19 protein-coding genes and 2 pseudogenes are annotated in these 23613 nt (G+C 55.6%); 11 read left to right on the top strand and 10 right to left on the bottom strand.

Annotation, left to right across the window (positions count from 1 at the left end; all coding sequences use genetic code 11):
- Positions 1-3 precede the first annotated feature (3 nt).
- Positions 4-177 (bottom strand): annotated as a pseudogene (locus MPZ60_RS16710) (transposase); the annotation flags it as partial.
- 305 nt (positions 178-482) lie between these two features.
- On the opposite strand from MPZ60_RS16710, the gene MPZ60_RS16705 reads away from it, so the two are divergent.
- Genes MPZ60_RS16705 through MPZ60_RS16680 form a run of 6 tightly spaced genes read left to right on the top strand, consistent with a single transcriptional unit; the run spans position 483 to position 5869 of the window.
- Positions 483-1817: an MFS transporter gene (locus MPZ60_RS16705; RefSeq protein WP_034358677.1), complete on the top strand. Its 1335-nt coding sequence runs from the start codon at positions 483-485 to the stop codon at positions 1815-1817.
- Between the two features lie 45 nt (positions 1818-1862).
- Entirely contained in the window at positions 1863-2903 is a 1041-nt protein-coding gene (locus MPZ60_RS16700) for an aromatic ring-hydroxylating dioxygenase subunit alpha (RefSeq protein WP_034358675.1), read from the top strand.
- A complete protein-coding gene (locus MPZ60_RS16695; RefSeq protein ID WP_034358673.1) occupies positions 2900-3871 on the top strand; it encodes a PDR/VanB family oxidoreductase in 972 nt (323 codons plus the stop codon). The genes MPZ60_RS16700 and MPZ60_RS16695 overlap by 4 nt, the downstream gene beginning before the upstream one ends.
- A 20-nt stretch (positions 3872-3891) precedes the next feature.
- Positions 3892-4290 carry a protocatechuate 4,5-dioxygenase subunit alpha gene (ligA, locus tag MPZ60_RS16690; RefSeq protein ID WP_034358671.1) on the top strand — a complete coding sequence of 133 codons (399 nt, stop codon included), beginning with the start codon at positions 3892-3894 and terminating at the stop codon, positions 4288-4290.
- Positions 4290-5162 (top strand): class III extradiol dioxygenase subunit beta, encoded by an 873-nt coding sequence (locus tag MPZ60_RS16685; RefSeq protein ID WP_034410850.1) that lies wholly within the window; start codon positions 4290-4292, stop codon positions 5160-5162. Before ligA ends, MPZ60_RS16685 begins: the two co-directional genes overlap by 1 nt.
- On the top strand, positions 5159-5869 hold the full coding sequence (locus MPZ60_RS16680) for an alpha/beta fold hydrolase (RefSeq protein ID WP_034356396.1): 711 nt from the start codon (positions 5159-5161) through the stop codon (positions 5867-5869). Before MPZ60_RS16685 ends, MPZ60_RS16680 begins: the two co-directional genes overlap by 4 nt.
- Positions 5870-5879: 10 nt before the next feature.
- Here the strand turns inward: MPZ60_RS16680 and MPZ60_RS16675 are convergent, their stop codons facing one another.
- A complete protein-coding gene (locus MPZ60_RS16675; RefSeq protein WP_034356393.1) occupies positions 5880-7160 on the bottom strand; it encodes a LysR family transcriptional regulator in 1281 nt (426 codons plus the stop codon).
- A 165-nt stretch (positions 7161-7325) separates the two neighbouring features.
- Here MPZ60_RS16675 and MPZ60_RS16670 point away from each other — a divergent pair, with 165 nt between their 5' ends.
- The 4 genes from MPZ60_RS16670 to MPZ60_RS25265 all read left to right on the top strand — a co-directional run bounded on the left by MPZ60_RS16670 (position 7326) and on the right by MPZ60_RS25265 (position 11753).
- Entirely contained in the window at positions 7326-7775 is a 450-nt protein-coding gene (locus tag MPZ60_RS16670) for a nuclear transport factor 2 family protein (protein ID WP_034356390.1), read from the top strand.
- Between the two features lie 108 nt (positions 7776-7883).
- Positions 7884-9017, top strand: a complete 1134-nt coding sequence (locus tag MPZ60_RS16665) for a porin (RefSeq protein ID WP_034356387.1) — start codon at positions 7884-7886, stop codon at positions 9015-9017.
- Positions 9018-9043: 26 nt separating this feature from the next.
- Complete coding sequence (locus MPZ60_RS16660; protein ID WP_080746130.1) at positions 9044-10819, top strand: tannase/feruloyl esterase family alpha/beta hydrolase; 1776 nt, start codon at positions 9044-9046, stop codon at positions 10817-10819.
- Positions 10820-11567: 748 nt separating this feature from the next.
- Complete coding sequence (locus MPZ60_RS25265) at positions 11568-11753, top strand: integrase core domain-containing protein (RefSeq protein WP_080746129.1); 186 nt, start codon at positions 11568-11570, stop codon at positions 11751-11753.
- 32 nt (positions 11754-11785) lie between these two features.
- Here the strand turns inward: MPZ60_RS25265 and MPZ60_RS16655 are convergent, their stop codons facing one another.
- The 4 genes and pseudogenes from MPZ60_RS16655 to MPZ60_RS16640 all read right to left on the bottom strand — a co-directional run bounded on the left by MPZ60_RS16655 (position 11786) and on the right by MPZ60_RS16640 (position 17132).
- On the bottom strand, positions 11786-12652 hold the full coding sequence (locus MPZ60_RS16655) for a hypothetical protein (RefSeq protein ID WP_034356381.1): 867 nt from the start codon (positions 12650-12652) through the stop codon (positions 11786-11788).
- A 588-nt stretch (positions 12653-13240) separates the two neighbouring features.
- Positions 13241-13594 (bottom strand): annotated as a pseudogene (locus MPZ60_RS16650) (EAL domain-containing protein); the annotation flags it as partial.
- A gap of 56 nt (positions 13595-13650) precedes the next feature.
- Positions 13651-14738, bottom strand: a protein-coding gene (locus MPZ60_RS16645) for an IS3 family transposase (protein WP_122974783.1) whose coding sequence is annotated in 2 segments (ribosomal slippage) — positions 13651-14486 and positions 14486-14738 — 1089 coding nt in all. Because the reading frame shifts where the segments join, the coding sequence is not laid out codon by codon here.
- Positions 14739-14795: 57 nt separating this feature from the next.
- Positions 14796-17132 (bottom strand): diguanylate cyclase domain-containing protein, encoded by a 2337-nt coding sequence (locus tag MPZ60_RS16640; RefSeq protein WP_242882041.1) that lies wholly within the window; start codon positions 17130-17132, stop codon positions 14796-14798.
- 323 nt (positions 17133-17455) lie between these two features.
- On the opposite strand from MPZ60_RS16640, the gene MPZ60_RS16635 reads away from it, so the two are divergent.
- A complete protein-coding gene (locus tag MPZ60_RS16635; RefSeq protein ID WP_034356375.1) occupies positions 17456-18880 on the top strand; it encodes a PLP-dependent aminotransferase family protein in 1425 nt (474 codons plus the stop codon).
- 162 nt (positions 18881-19042) lie between these two features.
- On the opposite strand, the gene moaA is transcribed toward MPZ60_RS16635, so the two are convergent.
- The 4 genes from moaA to MPZ60_RS16615 form a co-directional block, all read right to left on the bottom strand.
- Complete coding sequence (gene moaA, locus MPZ60_RS16630) at positions 19043-20113, bottom strand: GTP 3',8-cyclase MoaA (RefSeq protein WP_034356372.1); 1071 nt, start codon at positions 20111-20113, stop codon at positions 19043-19045.
- A gap of 91 nt (positions 20114-20204) precedes the next feature.
- The gene (locus tag MPZ60_RS16625; protein WP_034356370.1) at positions 20205-21116 is read right to left on the bottom strand and encodes a bestrophin family protein; all 912 of its coding nucleotides are present in this window, start codon (positions 21114-21116) and stop codon (positions 20205-20207) included.
- A gap of 21 nt (positions 21117-21137) precedes the next feature.
- A complete protein-coding gene (gene cydB / locus MPZ60_RS16620) occupies positions 21138-22145 on the bottom strand; it encodes a cytochrome d ubiquinol oxidase subunit II (protein WP_034356367.1) in 1008 nt (335 codons plus the stop codon).
- Between the two features lie 11 nt (positions 22146-22156).
- A complete protein-coding gene (locus tag MPZ60_RS16615; protein WP_034356364.1) occupies positions 22157-23542 on the bottom strand; it encodes a cytochrome ubiquinol oxidase subunit I in 1386 nt (461 codons plus the stop codon).
- Positions 23543-23613 lie beyond the last annotated feature (71 nt).

Here is a 23613-nt window from a genome sequence, read left to right as displayed (position 1 = left end):
TGGTGTCGGAGGCCCTTCATGCTCAAGCTTTCGCGAGGTAAAGAGCAAGCTTGCCGATACACCTTCTTGGTGAGCCACGAGTGACACGCTCATCCCAGGCTCATAGGTTTGACGAACCAGGTCCGCTTTCTCGGTGGCAGACCTACGCCTGCGGCGCTGTTCCCAGGGTCTTGGTATGCCTACGCCCCATGTTTATGTGAAAGACAAGCAATGGACCATGCCCGGGGATTCATTAGGCTGTCCCACTATCTCTCGTCAGATCTTCTGCGTTGGCGAGAAAAGTCATCATTAAAACGCATAGCTTGCCGCAATGTGTGCATTGGCGTTGACAGACTCTGATAGAGATACTTTTCAGTCGAGCCTCACCACGCTGTTTTAGCAAGTTAGACAGTGGCGCTCTAACTAGAAAGCTGGTTACTGCGGCGTGACAGCTGCAGACATAACGAAGCTCCGGAGACAACCTGTTCCTGATAAGGACCTGTATGAAAGACATTCGCAAGACCATGGACGAAGGTGCCATGACCTCGTTTCAATGGCTGGCCGTAAGCATCTGCATTTTGCTCATCATGCTTGATGGCTTCGATGTGCTCGTGATGGCTTTTACTGCATCATCAGTTGCGGCTGAATGGAAGCTCAATGGCGCTCAGCTGGGCGTGTTGTTCAGTGCCGGGCTGATTGGTATGGCCATTGGCTCGCTGTTTGTCGCCCCCGTGGCCGATAGACGCGGTCGGCAGCCTGTCATTGTGCTGTGCCTCGTCGTGGTTTCGGCTGGAATGCTGATGTCAGCCATGGCCCGAAGCTATATCGAGCTGGCTGCCCTGCGGGCCATCACCGGCGTCGGCATCGGCGGCATGCTGGCAAGCGTGGGGGTCATCACTTCCGAGTTCTCGTCCCAAAAGTGGCGCAGCACTGCGATCGCGTTGCAAGCCACCGGCTATCCGATCGGTGCCACTCTGGGTGGACTCATGGCCGCTTGGCTGCTGACACATTACGGCTGGCGCTCGGTCTTTGTTTTTGGCGGCCTGACGACAGCCTTGATGTTGCCCATCGTGCTGTGGCGTCTGCCCGAATCCGTGGATTTCCTGCTGGGCCGCCGTCCGGTTCACGCGCTCGAGAAGCTCAATCGTTTGATGGTGCTCATGGGCCATGCACCGCTTGCGCAGCTGCCTGCTCCGGTGGCCGGCGATGCCGTTCAAGGCAATACGGTGGCGGCGCTGTTCAAGAATGGTTTGGCACGTCCTACCCTGATGCTGTGGGCAGGCTTTTTCCTGCTCATGTTCAGTGTCTATTTCTCGCTGAGCTGGACACCCAAATTGCTGGTGCAAGCCGGTTTGTCGGCCCAGCAGGGCGTGACGGGCGGAGTGCTGCTGAACCTGGGGGGCATTGCTGGCGGTAGCTTGTTCGGTCTGCTGGCTGTGAGGGCGAAGTTGCGCAATCTGGCGATTGGCAGCCTGTTGCTCAATGCGCTGTTTACCGCATTGTTCGGCCTTGCTTCGACCAGCCTGGCGTGGGCATTTGTTGCTGCAGTCGGTGTAGGTATTTTTCTGTTTGCATCCATGGCTGGTCTCTATGGCCTGGTGCCTGCCACCTATCCCGCCCAGGTCCGCGCTACCGGCATGGGGTGGGCCATCGGTATTGGCCGCATTGGCGCCATCGTGGCGCCAACCATGGCGGGACTGCTGCTGGATGGCGGCTGGCAGCCTGCTTCGCTCTACTACGTCTTCGCTGTCCCCCTGATTGTCGCTGCGATGGCCGTTTTCGCCACAGGCGCGGGCCGAGTCGCGGTTCTTCGGGGTTCGGTGGCTGCGGCGCACTGACTTTCAAAGCACGTATTTCCCCACTCTATTGATAACGACCCCGTTATGTTTTTGTTGAACACTTGGTATGTCGCCTGCAAGGCTGATGAAATCCCTCAAGACAAGCCTTTGGGCCGCACCATTTGCAATGAGCGCATTGCTTTTTACCGTGGCCCGCAGGGAATTGCTGCGGTGGAGGACTTTTGTCCTCACCGCGGTGCACCGCTATCGCTGGGCTTTGTCTGCGAGGGAAAGCTGATCTGTGGCTACCACGGCCTGGAGATGGGTTGCGAGGGAAAAACGATTGCCATGCCAGGCCAGCGCGTGCGGGGATTTCCAGAGATCCGCAGCTTTCCAGTCGTGGAGCGGTATAGCTTTGTCTGGGTCTGGCCAGGCCGCAAGGAGGAGGCCGACCCCGGGCTGATTCCAGAGCTTTACTGGGCGGACAATCCGCAATGGGCCTATGGCGGCGGCTACTACCACATCAAGGCCAGTCATTTGCTCATGATTGATAACCTGATGGATCTGACGCACGAAACTTATGTGCATGCCAGCTCGATTGGACAAAAGGAAATCGACGAGACGCCTTGCGTGACCAAGGTGGATGGCGACCATGTCACCACCAGCCGCTTCATGGAAGGCTTGCCTGAGGCTCCGCCATTTTGGCGCATGGCTTTGCGCGGCAATGGACTGCCCGATGACCAGCCCGTGGATCGTTGGCAGATCTGTCATTTCGAGCCACCCAGCCACGTGATGATCGAGGTGGGCGTGGCTCTGGCCGGGCATGGCGGTCATGGTGCGCCAGCAGACAAAAAGGTTTCGTCCATCGTTGTGGACTTCATTACCCCGGAAACCGAAACCACGCATCATTATTTCTGGGGTATGGCGCGCCAGTTCAAGCCACAGGATGCGGCTTTGACGGCCTCTATTCGCGAGGGGCAGGGCAAGGTCTTCAGCGAGGACACGGAGGTGCTGGAGCTGCAGCAGGAAAACCTGATTCGCTGGCCTGACCGTAAGCTGCTGATGCTCAACATCGATGCAGGTGGTGTCCAGTCCCGCCGTGTCATCGAGCGCTTGCTGACGCGTGAGCGCGCGGAGGCTGTATGACTGCTGGCAGCTTTTTGCAAGTTCGAGTCGCTCGGCGAACGCAGGAGGCACAGGACATCTGTGGCCTTGAGCTGGTGGCTATCGATGGCGGTACCTTGCCATCTTTTGTGGCTGGCTCACATATAGACGTACACCTTCCCGGTGGAATCGTTCGTCAATATTCGCTGTGCAACGATCCTTCGGAAGCGCATCGTTACCAGATCGCCGTGTTGCGCGATCCAGCCTCACGTGGAGGCTCATCGGCTGTGCACGAAGTTGTGGCCGAAGGCGACGTGCTGCAGATCAGCGCGCCTAGAAATCATTTCGCGCTGGAACCTGATGCGCCGCACCACTTGCTCTTGGCCGGGGGCATAGGCGTGACGCCCATCCTGTGCATGGCGGAGCGGCTTTCGGTACTTGGTGCCTCCTTTCGCATGCACTACGCAGGTCGTTCCAGGCAGCGCATGGCTTTTCAGCAGCGTATTGTGGACTCTGCCTTCGCTGACCAGGTGCAACTGTACTTTGACGAGGGCGATGCTTCCCGGCGCCTGAACATAGAAGCCGTGCTTGCCGATGCCTTGCCGGACACGCATCTCTATGTTTGCGGTCCCCAGGGGTTTATCGACGCAGTGCTGGACGCTGCGCGCCAGCAGCGCTGGAGCGAAAAGCGATTGCATTGGGAGTTTTTTGCGGCAGCCAATGTTGGCCCTCGCGGCGAGGACACTGCTTTCGAAGTGCAACTCGCAAGTTCGGGGCGTGTCGTGTCTGTCGCGGTAGGTCAGAGCGTGACACAGGCTTTGCAGGACGTTGGTGTGGAGATCATGGTTTCCTGTGAGCAGGGGGTTTGCGGCACTTGCCTGACGCGCGTTCTATCAGGACAAATTGATCACCGTGATTCTTATCTGACCGCTGAGGAGCAAGCCGCTGACGATCAGTTCACTCCTTGCTGCTCACGGGCCCGCTGTGAACGGCTGGTACTGGATCTTTGAATCTGCAGAAATTGATATCTATGGCTTTGAACAAACCTTATCTTGATGTGCCTGGTACCACGGTGTTTGACGCAGAGCAGTCCCGTAGGGGCTATTGGCTCAACCAGTTCTGCATGAGCCTGATGAAGGCGGAGAACCGCGAGCGCTTTCGCGCCAACGAGCGAGCCTATCTCGACGAGTGGTCGATGACTGAGGAGCAGAAGCAGGCCGTGCTGGCGCGCGATCTCAATCGCTGCATAGACCTGGGCGGGAACATTTACTTTCTCGTAAAGATAGGCGCCACTGACGGCATCAGCGTACAGAACATGGTGTCGACCATGACGGGCATGAGCGAAGAAGATTACCGCCAGATGATGCTTGCAGGCGGGCGCGGCATAGAGGGCAACAGATTCCTGAATGAAACAGGGAGGCAAGCCTGATGGCACGCATCACCGCATCCATTTTCACCTCGCATGTGCCTGCCATCGGCGCCGCCATGGACATGGGTAAGACCCAGGAAGCCTATTGGGCGCCCCTGTTCAAGGGCTATGACTTCTCGCGCCAGTGGATGAAGGACAACAAGCCCGATGTGATCTTCCTGGTCTACAACGACCACGCCACGGCCTTCAGCCTGGACTGCATTCCAACCTTCGCCATCGGCACGGCTGCGGAATTCCAGCCCGCCGACGAAGGCTGGGGCCCGCGCCCCGTGCCCAAGGTGGTCGGCCATCCCGACCTGGCCAGCCACATTGCCCAGTCCGTGATCCAGCAGGACTTCGACCTGACCATCGTCAACAAGATGGACGTGGACCACGGCCTCACGGTGCCTCTGTCGCTGATGTGCGGCGAGCAGGACCCCAAGACCGGCTCCTGGCCCTGCCCGGTGATCCCCTTCGCCGTGAACGTGGTGCAGTATCCCGTGCCCACCGGCCAGCGCTGCTTCAACCTGGGCCGCGCCATCCGCAAGGCCGTGGAGAGCTACGACCAGGACATCAACGTCCATATCTGGGGCACGGGCGGCATGAGCCACCAGCTGCAGGGTGCGCGCGCGGGCCTGATCAACAAGGAATGGGACAACCAGTTCCTGGATCTGCTGATCGAGAACCCCCACGGTCTGGCGCAGATGCCGCATATCGACTACGTGCGCGAAGCCGGCTCGGAAGGCATCGAGCTGGTGATGTGGCTGATTGCGCGCGGCGCCATGTCCGATGTGGGCGGCCCCGCACCGCTGCCCAAGGCGGCGCACCGTTTCTACCATGTGCCTGCATCGAACACGGCCGTCGGCCATCTGATTCTGGAGAGCGCTGCATGAGCAAACCCTGCATCGTATTTTTGCCCGGCTTGCTTTGTGACGAAGTGGTTTGGCAGGAGCAGAGAAAGGCGCTTTCCTTTGCCGACAGCATCAGCCCTTCCTATGGCCATGCTGCTTCCATTGAGGAAATGGCGCGCCTGGTGCTGAGCGAGGTAGGCGCAGAGCGCTTTTCCTTGGCCGGACATTCGATGGGGGGGCGCGTGGCACTGGAAATCGCCAGGATGGCTCCGCAGCGTGTGGAGCGTCTGGCTTTGCTGGACACCGGCATGGAGCCCATAGCGGCTGGCGAGGCTGGTGCCAGCGAGCGTGCCAAACGAAAGGCGTTGCTGGACAAGGCGCTCGAGAACGGCATGCGGGAGATGGGCGCCCAATGGGCGCGAGGCATGGTTCACACCGGCCGTCTTGACACTCCGCTGTTCGAAGAAGTCCTGGACATGGTGGCGCGCTTCACCCCGTCCATCTTTGCTGCACAGATCGATGCTCTGCTGGGTCGGCCCGATGCAACAGCGGTCCTGCAGGCGCTGAACTGTCCGACCTTGCTGGTCTGTGGGCGGCAGGACCTCTGGAGTCCTTTGTCCCGGCACGAACGCATGCAGCAGCTATGCCCCGGAGCAGAGCTGGTCGTGATCGAGGATAGTGGTCACATGAGCACCATGGAGCAGCCTGAGCAAGTGTCCAAAGCCCTGGCCGACTGGATGCTCCGCTAGCGGGAAGCAATTAGGCGGGCAGGTCCGCCATGGTCTGGTGGCAGGCCCGAATGAACAGATCTAGATTCTGTGAGGCGGTTCCCTGCGCACGTATCGCCAGGCCTATGCCTCGACGCGTAGAGGGCAGCTCCACGGGCAAGATGGACAGCAAGCCACCATGATTGTCCCGCATGGCCTGTCCACGCGAGGCCAGGGCCAGCCTGCCGGTCTGCAGCACGAAGGCCAGCGTCATGGTCGGGCTGCTCGCTCGCAGATTGCTGCGCGGCGGCTCCAGTCCGTGCGAGCGGAACAGCCTGACCATTGCGCTATCTGCCGGCGTGTTGGGCAATGGCGTGACCCATTGCCATTGCAGCAGATCCTCAAGCGTCAGATGCTCACGCTGCAGGCTGTCGTGATCGCTGGGGGCGACGACAACCAGGTCGTCGTCGAACAGCTCAAGCTGCTGAACCTCATCCTCTGGCACTTGTGCGCGCAGCGCGCCGGCAATGACATCAATATCTGCACTCATAAGGCCTTGCATCAGGCTTTCGTAGGTGCCGTCCACAATGCTGATCTCAATGTCGGGGTGGCTTGAGGAGAGTCTGTCCACGGCAGCGGGCAAGAAAATACCCACGGACAGCGGCAATACTCCAACTACCACACGCCCTTTGATCTGGCCATGCCAGGCCGAGATATCGCTTTCCATATCCCTGATTTCCGCCAAGGCCAGCTTGACACGCCGCAGCAGAGCTTCTCCCGACGGTGTGAGCCGAGTTCCGAAGGTGAGTTTGTAAAACAGCTGCAGGCCAAGGCTGGCCTCCAGCCCTTGCAGCGCGGCATGAATGGACGGCTGCGTGACGCCAATCTTCTGGGCAGCCTGCGACTCGCTGCCGCAGTGAGCGATAGCGAGCAAGGCTCGCAAATGTCCGGGTGGCACCACTTCTGCGAAGCGGTGAGGCAATGAAGAACGCCGCGCCGTGAGGGCGGATGCTGCCTGAGCTTCGGCGGCTCCGCTGCCAAGATGCTGGAGCATTGTCTCGATACGTGCAGCCATCTGGTTTCCCAGCGCGGTCGGCATCATGCCGCGTGCACCGCGAATGAAAAGCGGAAGCCTGCAGGCCTCCTCAAGCTGCAGCACTGACCTTGCAACAGCTGGTTGGGATAGGTGCATCGCCTGCGCTGCGCGAATGGTGCTGCCTTGACGCACGACAGTCAGTGCGGCTCGCAGGGATCGCAACTGGCTGGCCAAATCCGGAAAATGCGATGACTCATGCGTAATGACGCTAGGCGGGTATAGAGATGGAAGGTTCATGGCCCGCCTAGATTAGCGTAACGACAGTCCTTGGTGTCATTGCCTCATAAGTAAAACGCATTGATTGAATGGATGGTGGCATTGGCTCTAATTGCTGGCTCGTGGAATCCTTGGGTACCAAATAAAAACGGCATAACTTAGACGGCCGATCCGAGGAGACAAGTGATGAACAACGACCTGCAGCAGTTGAACCGACAGGCTTGCATTGACCTGGTTTTACGTGCAGCGGCCTATGCCGACGCTGGAGATGCCCTGCGCTTCTCACAGCTGTTTGCCGAAGAAGCCGTGTTGCAGCGCCCCCGTGGTGAGCCACTGCATGGACGTACTGCCATCGCTGCTGCCTATCAGCAGCGCCCAAGCGGCCGCATGACACGACATTTGTTCACCAATATCCTGGTCGAAATGCATGGAGCAGACACCGCAAGCGCGCATAGTCAGGTGCTGCTTTGGTCTTGCGACGACTCGGAGCCAGTGACAGAACATGGTCGTAAGGCGCATGAGCGACAACTTCTGGGTGAGTTCAACGACCACTTTTGCCGCACTGCCGACGGCCATTGGTTGATTGCCCGGCGCGAGGCACGCTTTGTCATGTTCTGTGGAAGTCCCGCCGCCTGAGCCGGGCGGGCTTCTCCCATTTCCCAAACGTCTGTATCTAGCCCCCTCAAACGGGTGTGACGTTGCGGCGTGCTGATTTTTATTACTACATCAACAGGAGACAAAAAAATGGACCGTCATTTCAGCCCAGTGTTGTTAGCGTCGCTATCGTTGGCTGCAGCCATGGGGGCGCAGGCACAGACCGGTTCTTCGGTCACGCTATATGGGCACCTGGATACCGGAATTGAGCACCTGAGCAATGTGCAGGGCGGAGGCTCGTTGACGAGAATGCCTGGGTTGACCGGTACGGCGCCCTCGCGCTGGGGCGTTCGCGGCAAGGAGGATCTGGGCGGTGGCCTGAATGCCGAATTTGCACTGGAGTCGGGATTTGGCGTGGATTCCGGAACCCTCAATCAGGGTGGTCGTGGCTTCGGGCGTCAAGCCTGGGTCGGCTTGAGTGGAGGCTGGGGGAGTGCCTCGGTGGGACGGAACTACACCATGCTGTACTGGGCGCTGTTCGATGCTGATCTGCTGGGGCCCAATGCCTTCGGACTCAGCAGCCTGGACAGCTACATTCCCAATACACGCACCGACAATTCGCTGGCCTACCGCGGCCGTTTTGGAGCTTGGAGTTTGGGGGGCTCCTATAGTTTCGGACGTGATACGGTCAATGCCGGTCCCAGTCCATCAGGGGCCAATTGCGCAGGGGAATCGAGCACGGCCAGGCAAGCTTGCCGCCAGTGGTCTGCCATGCTCAAGTACGACACAGCTCCTTGGGGAGCTGCGCTAGCTGTTGACGAGATGCGCGGCGGTGCAGGCGCTTTTGCGGGGCTGGTGCGTTCGGACATGAAGGACCGCCGCATCATGGTCAATGGCTATGCCTCGCTGACTCCTTCGCTCAAATTGGGGGCTGGTGTGATCCGCCGTGACAACGATGCGGCTGCGGCAGCATCGCTCACCAATGGCGCCACTCGACGTAGCAACCTGGCCTGGGTGGGACTTTCCTGGAGTCCGTCTACAGCCGTTACCGTTGACGGGCAAATACAGCAGCTGCGCTATTCGCAGGGCGGCGATCATTCGACTCTGACTGCACTACGCGGCACTTACAAGCTCTCCAAGCGAACGGCTGCGTATGCCCAGGTCGCACATATAAACAATGGAAAACGTTTGGCTATTTCCGTCAGTTCGGCTGCTGTGGGAGGCAACCCACTCGCGGGAGATTCTCAAACTGGTGTGATGCTGGGTTTGAAGCATTCGTTCTAAGTCTCGGGCCGAACAGGACACACACCATGCAACGAATCAAAAACATGCCTTCTTTGAAAACAACTCACAGCTTTTACTTGGGCTCGATTTCCCTTGCCGCAAGTTTGTTGCTGACGGGCTGTGGCGGCGACGACAGTAGTTCGGGATTTCCCACGCCACTGGTTGTAAAGGACGCAGCCAAGACCTGTGCGGCATTGCAGAGTGCTCAGATTGATGCAGCACGTATTGCCGAGCCGACTCAAGGAGCGGTTGTCACTAAGGCAACGTATCGCGCTGCAGTGTCTGCAGCTCCTAATGCGGCCGGAACGGCGATGGTTGCAGCAACGCCAGATTACTGTGAGTTGTTGATCGATATTCGTCCTGTAGATACTACGGCACCGTTGATCACATCCCAGGTTAACCTGCCCGTTTCGTGGAACGGCAAGAGCGTGCAAATGGGCGGTGGCGGACTCAACGGGACCTTGGTGACCGGGCTTGGGCCAGGCCGTGCAGATGGCCCCGAGACGCCGCTGCCGCTTACAAGGGGCTATATGACTCTTGGCACAGATTCGGGGCACCAAGTTTCAGCCGGCGTGGATGCCGGAGCCTTCGCTCTCAATGATGAAGCGTTGACAAACTATGCCTATGCCGCGTACAAGAAAACGCGTGATGTGGGCGTGCAGTTGTCGGAACGGTTCTATGGACACAGAGCACTCAAAGCCTACTACATCGGAGGCTCTGAAGGCGGCCGCGAAGGCATGCTGATGGCACAGCGCTATCCAGCAGACTTTGATGGAATCGTTGTCATAGATCCGGTTATTCGGTTGATGGGCTTATGGCAATTCCAGTTAAGCATGGGCCAGGTGCAAAGCTCGCCTGGAGCTTGGCTGGGTGGCAAGGTCCAGCTCTTGCACGACACGGTCCGAAAGGCTTGCGATGCTATTGACGGCATTGAGGATCAGATTGTCAGCAACTACAAGGCCTGCCGGCCCCTTGCGGAGACAGCAATTGCATCCCTCAGATGTTCCAGTGGCAACGATGAAGGAAATTCCTGCTTTTCAGATGCACAGCTAGCGACCCTGCGTTGGACATATGGCGGGCAACGCTATCCCTTCACGTTGGCCAATCAGCTGCAGTCTTATCCAGGATACCTGTACGGTAGTGAAGCCGTTGACGGTGCATTTGAGCGATGGGTTACAGGCACGGTTGCTCCCGGTACAAACCCCGACGCAGTGGGTGGAGGGCGCAGCTACTCTGTAGGGGGGAGCTTGGTTCGCTACTTCGTGACAAAAGACGCGCAATACAACCCGCTTGACTTCAAAGCCGAAGACCATAAAGCCCGACTGCAGCAGCTTTCGCAATGGATGGATATGACGGATCCCGGTCTCAGCGCGTTCCGTGCGCGAGGAGGCAAGTTGATCATGCGCGAGAACCTGTCGGATAAGGGTAACAGTCCCCAGACTGGCATCGATTACTACGATGCAGTGGTGGCAAAAATGGGACAGGAGAAAGTCGATCAGTTCTTCATGGCTTATGCCGTGCCTGGATTGCCCCATACATCGGCAGGTTTGCCAGCAGGATCTGCCAATGCACCGTCCTATGGAACGCCGGGTGCCATTGACTTCATTGGTCTGCTTGATGACTGGGTGGAAAAGGATAAGAGGCCGGCTAATGATTTGCTTCTGACTAGCCGCAAGCCATTGCCGCCCTTTGACCTTGTGTCTTCCAAGCCCATGTGCCGCCTTGGATCGTATCCTCACTACATTGGCAGTACGCCTCAAGGCGGCGCATTGGCGAGTAACTATGTTTGTCGGCCAATGTGAGAAGCTTCCGCTCTGTGGCCCTTTCGCTATGGGGCTTGTTGAGATTTGATGTCCTGAGCTTGGAAGGCATCACAATTGCGCCCTGATTCAATATGTTTTGACAGATAAGCAATGGGCTCATTCGAGCCCATTGTGTTTTTGGCAAAGTTGGCGACAGAGGCCGCAGTGGTGCAGATAGCAGGCTGCTCGTCGACGCAGTGTGCTGAAAGACGTGCGCATGCATTACGCCATGAGACTAGTGCACATCACATCGTTGATGTGTTCCGGAGATTGCCCAGGCATGTGGATACTGATCACGTGCCTGATTTGCCGAACTTTCCGCGCGCGCTTTGGCTATCTGCCGTCGGCTCGCAGATCTGCTGCCGACAGCCCCGGCGTCCATGCACAAGAGCATTGTTATGAACATCCGCTCTGGCGATAGCTCTACTTCAATGCATGCAAAAGTGGATACTCGGAATGCTTCAGACGCGAGTGGCAGCTTTGAGGTGTAGATCAGGCCTCCCGGAAGCCTTGGTGCAATGACAGCATTTGGCAACTGCAGTCATTGGCATTTTGTACTTGAAAGGCTGATACCAGCCTGGACCGTCCGCTCGCGGCGACGCGCAGGACGGCTGCTCCTGGCCGAAAGGAGCCTGCCAGGGAGCGACCTCGGTAGCCAGGGATGATCATCTTCTCAGTGAATCCCTGATCGAAGCTGTCGGCGCATTGATAGCGAGCATTTGGTGCAGATGATCAATGTTGCCGGCACATCCATTTCAACCGAACCAGCAGAGCCGAGGTGCTCGACTGCCATGTCTTTGAATCGTTGCGGGAAGTGCGCCCAATGACCGTGGGCTGGCTGCATCGCTACAAGCACCAGCGCCCACATGAATCGCCAGGCCGGATTCCTCCGGCCGCGTATCGTGTCAAACGTTTCCCCGGCCTCTGCTTTTAGGCGGCGCAGGAAAACGAGGATGCTTCACTGACCTACCGGGGCTCCGCCTTGATCGCCGCATTCAGGGTAGTCCACAGCTCCTTGGTGACGGGCACCATGTCCTGCCTGAAGTACCACCAGAAATGACCGCCCACGTAATTCGGGGTAGTGATCTTCATCGTGTAATAGCGGGTCAGGTACTCGGCCTTCTTGGTTTTGCGTGAGGTGCCCACTTCCCCGAACCCGATCTTGGAATTGGGGAACATCACGCGCAGCTTGTCGAACACCTGCTGCCAGCTGGGCTTGAGTCCATTGCAGTCATCCTCATAGTAGGAAATCCAGACGTAATCCAGACCCTGCTTCATGTAGGCAGGGACATTGGTCTCGGCCCACTTGAACATTTCATTGGAGGCTTGAGACCAGCAGCCCTGGTTGTAGTAGAGCGTGATCGCGGCCGTTTTGTTCTGTGCCTTCACGATGTTGTAGGCGTTGGTCATCTTCGCCACCACATCGGCATTGGCCCCCAGCCACTCGCCGTTGACCTCGTTGGCTACTTCCCAAATATCCACTACATCCGACAACGCATTGAGGTATTGATTAGTCCGCTGTATGTACGCATCCACGCTGTACTGCTTGACGTAGTACGAGTCCAATATCTCACCCATCACATAGGAAACTTTGGAGATTTCCACTGCTGGCTTGCGGTAGTAGTCCGGGTTCACGAACTCATCGAAGACGATGCGCGTGGTTGGCCGGTAGGCCAGCGACGATAGGCTGCGCGTGATGTCGCCAAGCCTGCTCACATCGTCCACGGTGACGCCGTAGATCGGAGTCGGGACTATGCGGCCCGAGGGCACGCTGGTTTGAGCAGATACTACGGAGCACAGCGAGGCAATGCAGAATGGGATAAACGCTTTCATGCGGTATCCCCCAATGAAGGGTTCAATGAATTTTTTCACTTGGATCAATATGAATCGAGGCGCGGCAAGGGTAGGGTGTGAGTGCTTCTAGCTGGTTGCACCAGCTCAGATCGACCCTCAGTTGACTCTCGATAATTAGCTAAACGGGCGACTTTAGTGCATGAAATTTGGCTAACAGTGGCTAAATGAAACGAAATGCGTTCCATGAGCCAGTGCACATATCGAGCTCACAGCTCTCGGCCCTTGTTGGCGCGCTCAATGCTTTGCGGCAGCTACCAGTCAAGGAGTTGATCGCCAGCGAAATCCTCAATGGCTTCAAGGGAGGGAGAGCAAATTGCACCTGATGTTGGGGTAACGTGAGTGAGCCCTGAACACGAAGCGTTACGCGTGTTGCCTGCGGTATGAGTCATTTTCAAAATGAGCGTATCGAGGAAAATGTCACCGTGCGGTTGCCAGTCGGATGAGATGTAAGGTGCTTCATGTGGCCGCTTGTCCTTCGTTTTGCAGTCCGCTTTTGGCTGAACTCAGCCGTTCACGACCAGCAGACTGGTCAGCAGCAACCAGCACAGTTGGTCAACTCAACCGGGATCAGCACACATGCTTCGCGTTGCTTGCTGCAACATGAAGTTCAAAGTCTTGCAGTGCCATGGGCCGTGCAAAAAAATACCCTTGAAAGGCAGGGCAGCCATAGTCGAGCAAGGCTAAATAGTGTTCACTGGTCTCCACGCCTTCTGCTATTACGTGCAATCCTAGACTTATTGCCAGCTTGATGATGGATTGAGCAATCAGCGCATCATTGGCATCTTGTAGTATTCCGCGTACAAAATCTTGGTCGATCTTTATTTCGAACAGTGGTAATCGTTTGAGATAGCTCAGCGAGGAGTAGCCAGTGCCAAAATCATCCAGGGAAAACTCAAGACCATAGGCTTGAAGCGCGCTCATGGTTGTCGCAGCTCCATCGGTAATCCCCCCTTAAACCATTGCTCTGAGAAGTAGAGCTATGCGGCCATGGCAAGCCGCTGTTTGGGGGTGATGCCGCCCAATGCCATATTTGGGCGTTCATGGTTATACCGCCACATCCATTGCGTGGCGTAATCTCGAACTTCATCAAGATTGCGCCAATGGTACTGTGACAGCCATTCATAGCGAACCGTTCTATTGAAACGTTCGACATAGGCGTTTTGTGCAGGCTTGCCAGGCTGGATGTATTCCAATCGGATGCCTTTGGCAATCGCCCAGTTTTGCAGGACTGCGCTGATGTATTCGGGGCCGTTGTCACAGCGAATGACTTGGGGTTTGCCACGCCACTGGATGATTTGCTCCAATGCCCTAATGACACGCAGCGCAGGCAGCGAGAAGTCCACTTCAATGCCCAGCGCCTCTCGGTTGAAGTCATCAATGATGTTCAGCAGCCTGAAGCTGCGACCGTCTTCAAGCTGGTCGTGCATGAAGTCCGCAGACCAAACTGCACCAGGGCGCTCTGGTACGGCCAATGGCTGAGGTTTTGCTCGCTCCAAACGCTTTCGCGGCTTGATACGCAGATTGAGCTCCAACTCGCGGTAAATCCGGTAGACCCGTTTGTGGTTCCATTTGAAACCTCTGACGTTACGCAAATAAAGAAAGCACAGCCCAAAGCCCCAACTGCGATTGTTATCCGTCAGGCGCAGCAGCCACTGGGCAATCTCATCATTGTCTGTGTTGCGTTGCGCCTTGTAGCGGTAGCAGGCTTGGCTAATTTGAAACGCCTGACACGCTGCACGAATCGTCAGGCCCCGGTGTTGCACTGCTTGTTGAGCCATCTCGCGTCTGCGAGATGGCCTCACCACTTTTTTGCGAGCGCCTCCGAGACGACCTCCGCCTTGAGCTTTTCTTCGATGTACATCTTGCGCAGCCGGCGGTTCTCTTCTTCGAGCTCCTTCATGCGGGCCATCAAAGATGCATCCATGCCACCAAACTTGGCACGCCACTTGTAGAACGTGGCTGCGCTGATGCCCAGCTCACGGCACAGCTCGGGCACTGCCAAGCCAGCTTCTGCACGCTTGAGCGCATCGATGATTTGGCTGTCTGTAAAACGTGACTTCTTCATAGTAGAGATTCTCCTTGGGAGGTCTCTACTTCTCAAGACGTTGGTTTTACGGGGGGATTACCCATCTACGCTTTGCAGCAAAAAGCTCTCTGTTATTTCTAGTTTTATGCGCTTGGGATCGGCCCCTGTTTTTTCCAGCAAAGCGATAGTTTGAGGGATGAAATTTTCATGTAGCAACTGTCGAGAGCTGACATTGATCGACAAGTTCAACGTCCGAAGTTGCGGGTCCAGACGCCAACGAGCCTGCTGATGCAATGCCTCTTCCATGATCCAGTTGCCGAGAGACAAAATCAGGCCGGATTCTTCTGCGACTGGAATGAACTCCGATGGGGCCACAAGGCCGTGGGTGGGATGATGCCAGCGTACGAGAACTTCAGCCCCGATGACATGTCCATCTCTATCAACCTGCGCCTGATAAAGAAGTCTGAATTGTCTTTCTCGTAAACCGTTATGCAATTCAGTCTCTAATAGTGCTCGTCGATTCATGGCCTGTTGCATTTCCGGATTGAAAAAGCACAAGGTATTGCGCCCTTTATCTTTTGCACGATACATAGCCATGTCGGCTTGCTGAAGTACCTCATCTGGAGATACTTTGGGATTATCAAGTATCGAAGCACCGATGCTGGCAGAGAAATAATGATTCTGCTTGGCAAGAGAGTAAGGCTGGCGTAGCTGTGCAAGGATGGTCTCCCCAAGTTGACGAACATCGGCTGCAGCTTCAATTGCGTTGCCGGTGAGGTCTTCGAGAATTACAACGAACTCATCGCCACCAAGACGAGCCACGATGTCCTGCTCTCGCACACCATTGCGCAAACGCTCGGCTACGTGCTGCAGCAGTAAATCACCCACCGCATGTCCCCGTGTGTCGTTGAGTGTCTTGAAGTTGTCCAGGTCCACAAACATCACGGCTAATGAATGTCCTGACTCTGTGTTGTTGACGATAGCTTGCTGAAGTCGCTCCATTAGCAGACGTCGATTTGGAAGGCCAGTGAGCGCATCATAAAATGCCAGATACCGGGCCTCATTCTCTGCAGCCTTGCTTCTGGTTATATCAATATCGATGCAGAAAATCTCCGATGGCTGTCCTGGAACTTCAATTAACGTATGGCTTGAGAACACGTCAACTCGTGATCCATCTTTATGCTGTAATTGAAACTCCCCGGAAGGGATTGGTTGTCCGAATGAGAAAATCTGCTGCATGTTCTGGCGTACCACTTCATGCATAGAGGTGGGGATGATCAAATCCAGCATATTTCGTCCTAGAGCCTCTTGCTCTAAGTATCCATAAAGCCGTTCTGAAGCCTTGTTCCAGTAGGTTGTGGTTCCATCATCCCGATATCCTTGCACAGAGATTGATGGAACATGACGTAGCAGTGATCGGAAGCGTAGTTCTGATTCACGCAACGCCGTTTCTGATTGCTTTCGCTCGGTGATGTCGCGTGCGAGGAAGATCACAGTACTAAAACCATTGACCAAAATACCAAGAGGTTGAGTGCGTCCCTCAAAATGACGGCTTCCTCGGCTAGTCTGAATTTCATATTCGACACAGTGCATGTGACCAGATACCAGCGTGTCACGAATCAATGTCAGCAGGCGGTCTGCTTGTGGAGTGGGTATGACATCATGCATGCGTTTGCCAATTATCTGAGCAGACACAGTCATTGACGGAGTATTTTCCGGCGTGATGACTTCGATATAACGCCCTTGCTCATCCAATATCAATAGCACATCAGGGATCGCGTGAGTAATTGCATTTAGGCGTGCCGCGGTTTCCTTAAGGGATCGCTGGGCCGAAAGGTGGATTTCTAGGTCACGAAGCAGCAGTCCAAAAAGGATCGTGGCCATGGTGAATGTAATGACATAGAGCGCAGCCAAGTGTTTATTGAAGTATTGAGCAGTTTCTTGAGGCAGAAACTGCAGAACAACTACTGACGCCAAATGTATAAATAGTCCAAAGCCTGCCAAGTTAAGCGGTGTCACATTGAGCAGAGCTTCGTTGTGAACTCGGCGGTAGATGAGTCCCATTGCAGTGCACAAAACAATGACTGAGACACCGACTGGTACTCCAACGCCACCAATCCATACACGAGCGACAGAGGCCATGGTTGCCGCGACACCTGCCACAAAGGGGCCGCCGAAGAGTCCTGCCATGCCAAGTACTACCGAGCGAGCGTCGATAACTACGCCAGGCCCTAGCACCAGGGGGGTATGCATGCCGACAACGCAAATTCCTCCAAAAAGCAGCCCGGAGAAGGTCTTTTTTGCGATGGGTTGATGCAGGCGATCACCGAGGCCATATAAGTAACACATCGCCAGCAGTAGAGCGATGCTCTTAACGAGTTCAATAAACATAAGACTGTGGGTTGCGTTCTGAGCAAGTTGCCAAGACTGCATGCATACAGTCTTGATCTCGGACGGCTTGCTTGTGGCGCCGAGAGCTCAGCAGGAGCTGCTGGAGGGTGTAGTCCAGCGCTTCAAGGCATGTGAACAGTTGTTGTTGGGGAAGGCTGCTTTAAGGTCAGGCTCAGTGAACCTCTTGCACGGCAGAAGAGGGGTGGTAGGCGCACTTTTCTTACTTCGCGGGTTAGAAGAATGCCACTGGTGTAGGACCTGAGGAGTGCACACAATTAGCTCAAATCCAAGAGCACAGTTGCGCGATATATTCGCCGGCTTTGCGTCAATGCAAGTGCGAATGCCCCACGACCTCAAGGTAGCCTATGAAGCTCTATGAGAAGCTAGCAAAGGATATAGAGCAGCAGATTCACAAAGGTGTCTATCGCGAAGGAGATCGTCTCAAGTCCGTGCGAGAAACCAGCAAGCTGCGCCAAGTCAGCATCACCACGGTTTTGAGAGCCTATTTGCTGCTTGAGAGTCGTGGGCTCATCACGAGCCGTCCCCAGTCAGGTTTTTTCGTGAGCCTGCGCCACGGCTCGGGGACAACAATTCCCGAAGCTCTCGAGCGTCCCAAGCCAATTGCAATCTCGGCTTCAGTTGATGTCAGCAGGCTTGTTCTGTCCACGTTGCGAACGATCTCTGAGGGCAATGCAGTTCCATTGGGCTCACCCTACCCAGACCCGGGAGATTTTCCTTTTGACAAGCTCAGTCGCTACGCATTTGCGGCGGGAAAAGATGCGTCTCTGAGAGAGCTCAAGAATGCTCTGCCTCCCGGTCACCCTCATCTGTTGAGGCAGATTGTTCGTCGACATTTGGAGCAAGGTCTGGTTGTTGACCCGACCGAGGCCATCATTACTGTTGGCGCAACTGAAGCAATCAACTTGTGCCTGCAAGCCGTGGCTAAGCCTGGTGACTTGATCGCGGTGGAGAGCCCAACCTTCTATGCAATGCTGCATGCGATTGAACGCATGGGCATGAAGGTAGTGGAAATTCCAACGGACCCGGTTCAAGGCATCAATGTCGACATACTAGGTCAGCTCGCTCGGGAGTTGCCCATCGCCGCATGTATGGTGATGCCCAATTTTCAGAATCCGCTTGGCTATCGAATGCCTGACGAGCGGAAGCAAGCGCTGGTTCGTCTGGCAACCGAGCTCGACATGCCCATTATCGAGAACGGCGTGTACAACGAGCTCTACTATGGAGACAAGCCGCCCAGTACGCTCAAGGCATTTGATACCGAGGGTCTGGTTCTGCACTGTTCTTCGTTTTCCAAGACTCTTACCTCGGTTTATCGAATTGGTTGGGCCTTGCCTGGGCGCTATCGTGACCAGGTCGAGAAGCTGAAATTTCTTAATACGTTGACCACGGCATCCATCCCCCAGGTGGCAATAGCTAAGTACCTGGAGCGCGATGGCTATGATCACCGCCTCAGGCGCATTCGCAAGACATACGCCCAGCAAGCCAGCCTGATGCGTCACGCAGTGAACCGCTTCTTTCCTGAAGGAACTCGAACTTCAAATCCGGAAGGCGGCTACGTACTCTGGGTGGAGCTGCCTCCGTCGATTGATAGCATGGACCTCTATCAGCGGGCTCTTGAGTGCAACATCACCCTCGGACCTGGCTATATGTTCTCGGTCACGAATAGCTATAAAAACTTCATACGACTCAATTACAGCAGTCCATGGTCGCGTGAAATTGAACAAGCGTTGATGACCATCAGCAAGATCGTCTCCAATTGCATGCGCTGAGAAACTGCCTTGCCGCTCTTCATGACTTCGCTGCCATCACCAGTAGATGAAATGGCAAGGCGAGCAACGCCATGCCGGCTACACCAGCGATCCACAGCAGGACGAACCATACGGACTGATGTTGTGACAGTCGGCGTACCCAGATTTGAATTCGAGACATATTTATCCTCCGACCAATGACATGCGAACAATCGGGTAGGCGCGTGTACCGGATGCTCGTTTTGATCGAAGCTCTGAGTACCGATCGTCACGTGAGCTCCAGTGTTTGCGCAAAACGTCCGGCAAACTCTCGGCCTTGTCGGCGTTCTTCAGCCATGGTTTCAGGTCGAGCCCCTGCGTCGCAAAAAGACAGGTATAGAGCTGACCATCCGAAGAAACTCGTGCTCTGGAGCAGTCTCCACAAAATGGCTGGGAGACGCTGGCAATGAAGCCCAGTTCTCCTCCGCCGTCTGTATGCTGAAAATTCGTGGAGGTTCCATTAATCTGTCCTTGGTTGCATGGCTCAAGTGGATATCTGGACTCCACGATGGCCCGTATTTCTTGTGCCGTTACGACTCTGTCTGTCGCCCATGCGGATGCTCCTCCTACGTCCATATATTCGATAAACCGCAGCGTGATGCCGGTTCCCTTGAAGAATTGCACCAGCGGCAGGATCTGGCTATCGTTCACGCCCCTCTCGACCACCATATTGACCTTCACAGGCGCTAGCCCCGCAGCACTTGCTGCAGCAATACCTTCCAGGACACGTGCAACAGGCATGTTTGCGTCGCTCATCCGACGAAAGATGGTGTCGTTGAGCGCATCTAGACTGACAGTCACGCGATTGAGTCCTGCATCACGCAGAGCACGGGCCTTTTCGGAAAGAAGCACGCCGTTTGTGGTGAGTGCAATTTCCATGGGTTGACCATCCAGGGTTCTTAATCCAGCTAGTCGCTCGATCAGTGATTCGATGCCGCGCCGCAACAAAGGCTCACCACCAGTCAGCCGGATTTTTTTAATGCCCAGCTCGGTAAATGCCTCCGCGAGAGAGAACATCTCATCGAGGGATAGTCGTTGGTCAGCAGGGAGAAATTGGTAGTCAGAGCCAAATGTTTCGCGAGGCATGCAATATGTGCAGCGAAAGTTGCATTGGTCTATCACTGATAGACGCAGATCGTGCAGCGGACGTCCTGCCGCATCAGTCACTGCGGTGGCTGCTTTGTTTGTCGGTGCTCGTAGCATTGGGGTATTCATGACGCCTCCATAAATTTGCAAGTTGCGTCAGGCATTCATCACGCATTCATCTCGGTGGAATGACTGTTGGCTGCCGGAGCAGGAGTGCAGTTCAAGTTATCTGATACGCCCGATGAGGCTTGACTGGTTCCGGTAATGGAAGCTCACACAATTCACATACGGAGCGCTCAATATTGCGAGCCAGAGCATCTAGGGCTAAAGCGTTCGGAGCCAGGCCAAAGGGTTCCGCCACTTCACCTGCAATCGCCTCCAATGCGATCAGGGTGTAGGAGAGAAAAAGGCACAGTAATGGGGTGAACAGCTCCGTGGCATCGACCAGACCGAATGGCAGCAAAATGCAGTACGTGTAGACGGTGCGGTGCAGAAGCACGCTGTAAGCAAAGGGGATTGGTGTAGACGCAATGCGCTCGCACCCTCCAACAGCTTTGCCCATCTCGACGAGCTGAGCATCCAATGTCCAGAATTGAGTGTCCGATACTTCTTTAGCCGCATTTAGTCGAACCAGGCGTGCACGTATCACGTGTAGAAGATCGCTGGGTTTGTAAACCTTGACAGAAAATTTTTCGAACTGCTCCGGGTCAAGGAAGCGGCGCAGGTCTTCCGATGGATCCGTTTTTCTGAGCTCATGCTTGAGTGCATAGACCGCTGCAAAAAGCAGGTTGCTTACCTGGATTACTTGATCGCGATCTTGGATGTAGCAAAGAGTCTGCGATGTGAACTGACGCGCTGCAATCAAAAGGTTGCCCCATAAATAGCGCGCCTCTTTGAATCTGTCGTAGCTGGCCGTGTTCCGAAAGCTAAGGAAGATCGCCAAAGTCAGTCCGAACAAGGTCAGCAGCGTCGTATTTAGCGGAATTTTTTCGCCAAAAATACGCCCATGCGTCAGTACCGCCACGCAGCTGACCGTGCCGATGAAGGCCAACTGAGGGACGATGGACTGCAGCACCGAGCGATCCCAGACGAACAGCAACCTCAGCCAGCTTTGTGGTGGGCGAACGATCATGGCGCATTGACTCCAAAATCCTTAGTGGTATCCAGCATCGCCATGGCGAACTTTGCCGCGGAACACTCGATACTGCATCGCGTTGTAGATCAGGATGATGGGCAGCACGATCAGAGTTCCAACCAGCGCAAATATCTGGCTTTCCGGGCTAGACGAGGCGGCCCAGATGCTCAGTGACGGAGGAACGATGTTGGGCCAGATGCTGATGATCAAGCCGGTGTAGCCCAGAAAGCACAGCGCCAGAGTGAACAGAAAAGGACGTGCCTCATGACTGCGCTTTATGGAGATGAAAATTCCTGCAGTACAAGCAATGACAAGCACTGGAACTGGTAGGAACCACCCCAGCATTCCACTTCCGAGCCAGCGATTTGCCACCGCAGGAAGGCCGAGAACCGTCCAGATGCTGACTATCGCCATCACAACAAGCAATACGACGACGAGCGGGCGCATGAGAACGCGCATGCGACGCTGCAACTCACCGTCGGTCTTGTAAATCAGCCAGCCGCAGCCCAGTGTGGCGTAGGTCACGAGTACGCCCAATCCGCAAAAGATACTGAATGACGAGAGCCAGTCGAACGGGCCTCCTGCGAACTGCTCATCAACGACGCGGGTTCCTTGCAGCAAAGACCCTAGCACCACGCCCTGACAAAACGCTGCTATTGCTGAGCCGCCCATGAAGGCGAGGTCCCAGGCATGTTGGGTGCGGCGTGCTTTGGAGCGCAGCTCGAAAGCTGCTCCACGGAACAGCAAACCGACCACCATCATGATCAATGGCAGGTAGTTGGCAGGCAGCAAGACCGAATAGGCGATCGGAAAGGCGCCATACAGGCCTGCTCCGCCCAGCACAAGAAAAGTCTCATTGCCATCCCAAACTGGAGCGACGGTGTTGAGCATGACCTGTCGTTCTTCCTTTTTTTCGAAAAAGGGAAACAGCAGTCCGATGCCAAGGTCGAAACCGTCGAGCACCACGTAAAGGAAAACACCCAGGCCAATGATGGCGGCCCAGACAATGGGTAAATCAATCATGATGTGGCTCCAGATCAGTTGAAGGACTGGAATTGGTCGCGGTTGCTCAAGCTTGGGCGCACGGAGGCGTCAAGGTGCTCCACATGTGGTTGTGGTCCTTGAGCCATCAGCTTGAGCATGTAATACACGCCCACTCCAAAGACCAGGAAATACACGACCACCAGGATCAACAAGGAAACGCCAACCTGCTGGCTACTGATGGGCGACACGGAGTCGACAGTGCGCAACAGGCCATAAACTGTCCAGGGTTGGCGGCCCACTTCGGTCGTGACCCAGCCAGCGATCAAGGCGATCAAGCCTGAGGGGCCCATGCAGAATGTGAAGCGCTGGAAGGCCTTCGACTCATACAGGCGTCCACCACGGCGTAGTGCTGCCCCCAGCACGGCCATCAGAAGCATCAGCGTTCCCAGCCCTGCCATGACACGGAACGACCAGAAAACGATGAGTGAGTTCGGCCTGTCTTCACGTGGGAATTCCTTGAGACCGCGGATTTCTCCATCCCATGAATGAGTGAGGATGAGGCTGCCCAGATGAGGTACCTTGAGGGCGTACTTCGTTTCCTCTGCTTGCATGTCGGGTATGCCGAAGAGGTTCAGTGAGGTGCCGCCTTTTTCGGTTTCCCACAGTCCTTCAATTGCGGCAATTTTTGCAGGCTGGTGCTCGCGTGTATTGAGGCCATGTGCATCGCCTACAAGAATTTGAAAAGGGACGAGCGCCAACAAGATCCAAAGCCCCATCGAAAAACTGCGTTTGACGGGATCATCACGACGGCCACGCAGCAGATGCCATGCCCCACAGGCCACCACGATCAATGCGGCAACGATGAAAGCCGCGATGGTCATATGTGCAAGGCGATAGGGAAATGATGGATTGAAGATAACCAACCACCAGTCAACAGGCACCAGCCGGCCGTCGCGAATGGCATAACCTTGTGGTGTATGCATGAAGCTGTTCGACGACAGAATCCAGAAGGTGGAGATCAGAGTGCCAACAGCGACCATCAGCGTGGCGAAGAAGTGTGCTCGGGGACTCACACGCCGCCAACCAAACAGCATGATTCCCAAGAAGCCTGCTTCTAGGAAAAATGCCGTGAGTACTTCATAGGTCAGGAGCGGCCCGGTGATATTGCCGGCAAAGCGCGAGAAGCCACCCCAGTTCGTTCCGAACTCATAGGCCATCACGACACCTGAGACAACTCCCAAGCCGAAATTGATTGCGAAGATCTTCGACCAGAAGAAAAACATGTCTTGGTAGACACGGTTTCCGTTGGCCAGCCAGCGCCACTCAAGGACCGCCAGAAAACTGGCTAATCCAATACTGATTGCGGGAAAAATAATGTGAATGGCAACAGTAAACGCAAACTGAAGTCGGGCCAACAGAAGGGCGTCAAACATTTCCATGGTGGGTCTCCTGACTTATGCAGGGCAAAATCATCCCGAGTCCTTCGCTCAGGAAGGACTGCAGTTCTCAA

The sequence above is a fragment of the Comamonas sp. 7D-2 genome (assembly GCF_022749555.1).
In the GTDB taxonomy this organism is placed as follows: Bacteria; Pseudomonadota; Gammaproteobacteria; order Burkholderiales; family Burkholderiaceae_C; genus Comamonas; species Comamonas thiooxydans.
Note: the sequence above shows the minus strand (reverse complement) of the source record. Positions and strands in the feature narration are given on the sequence as shown.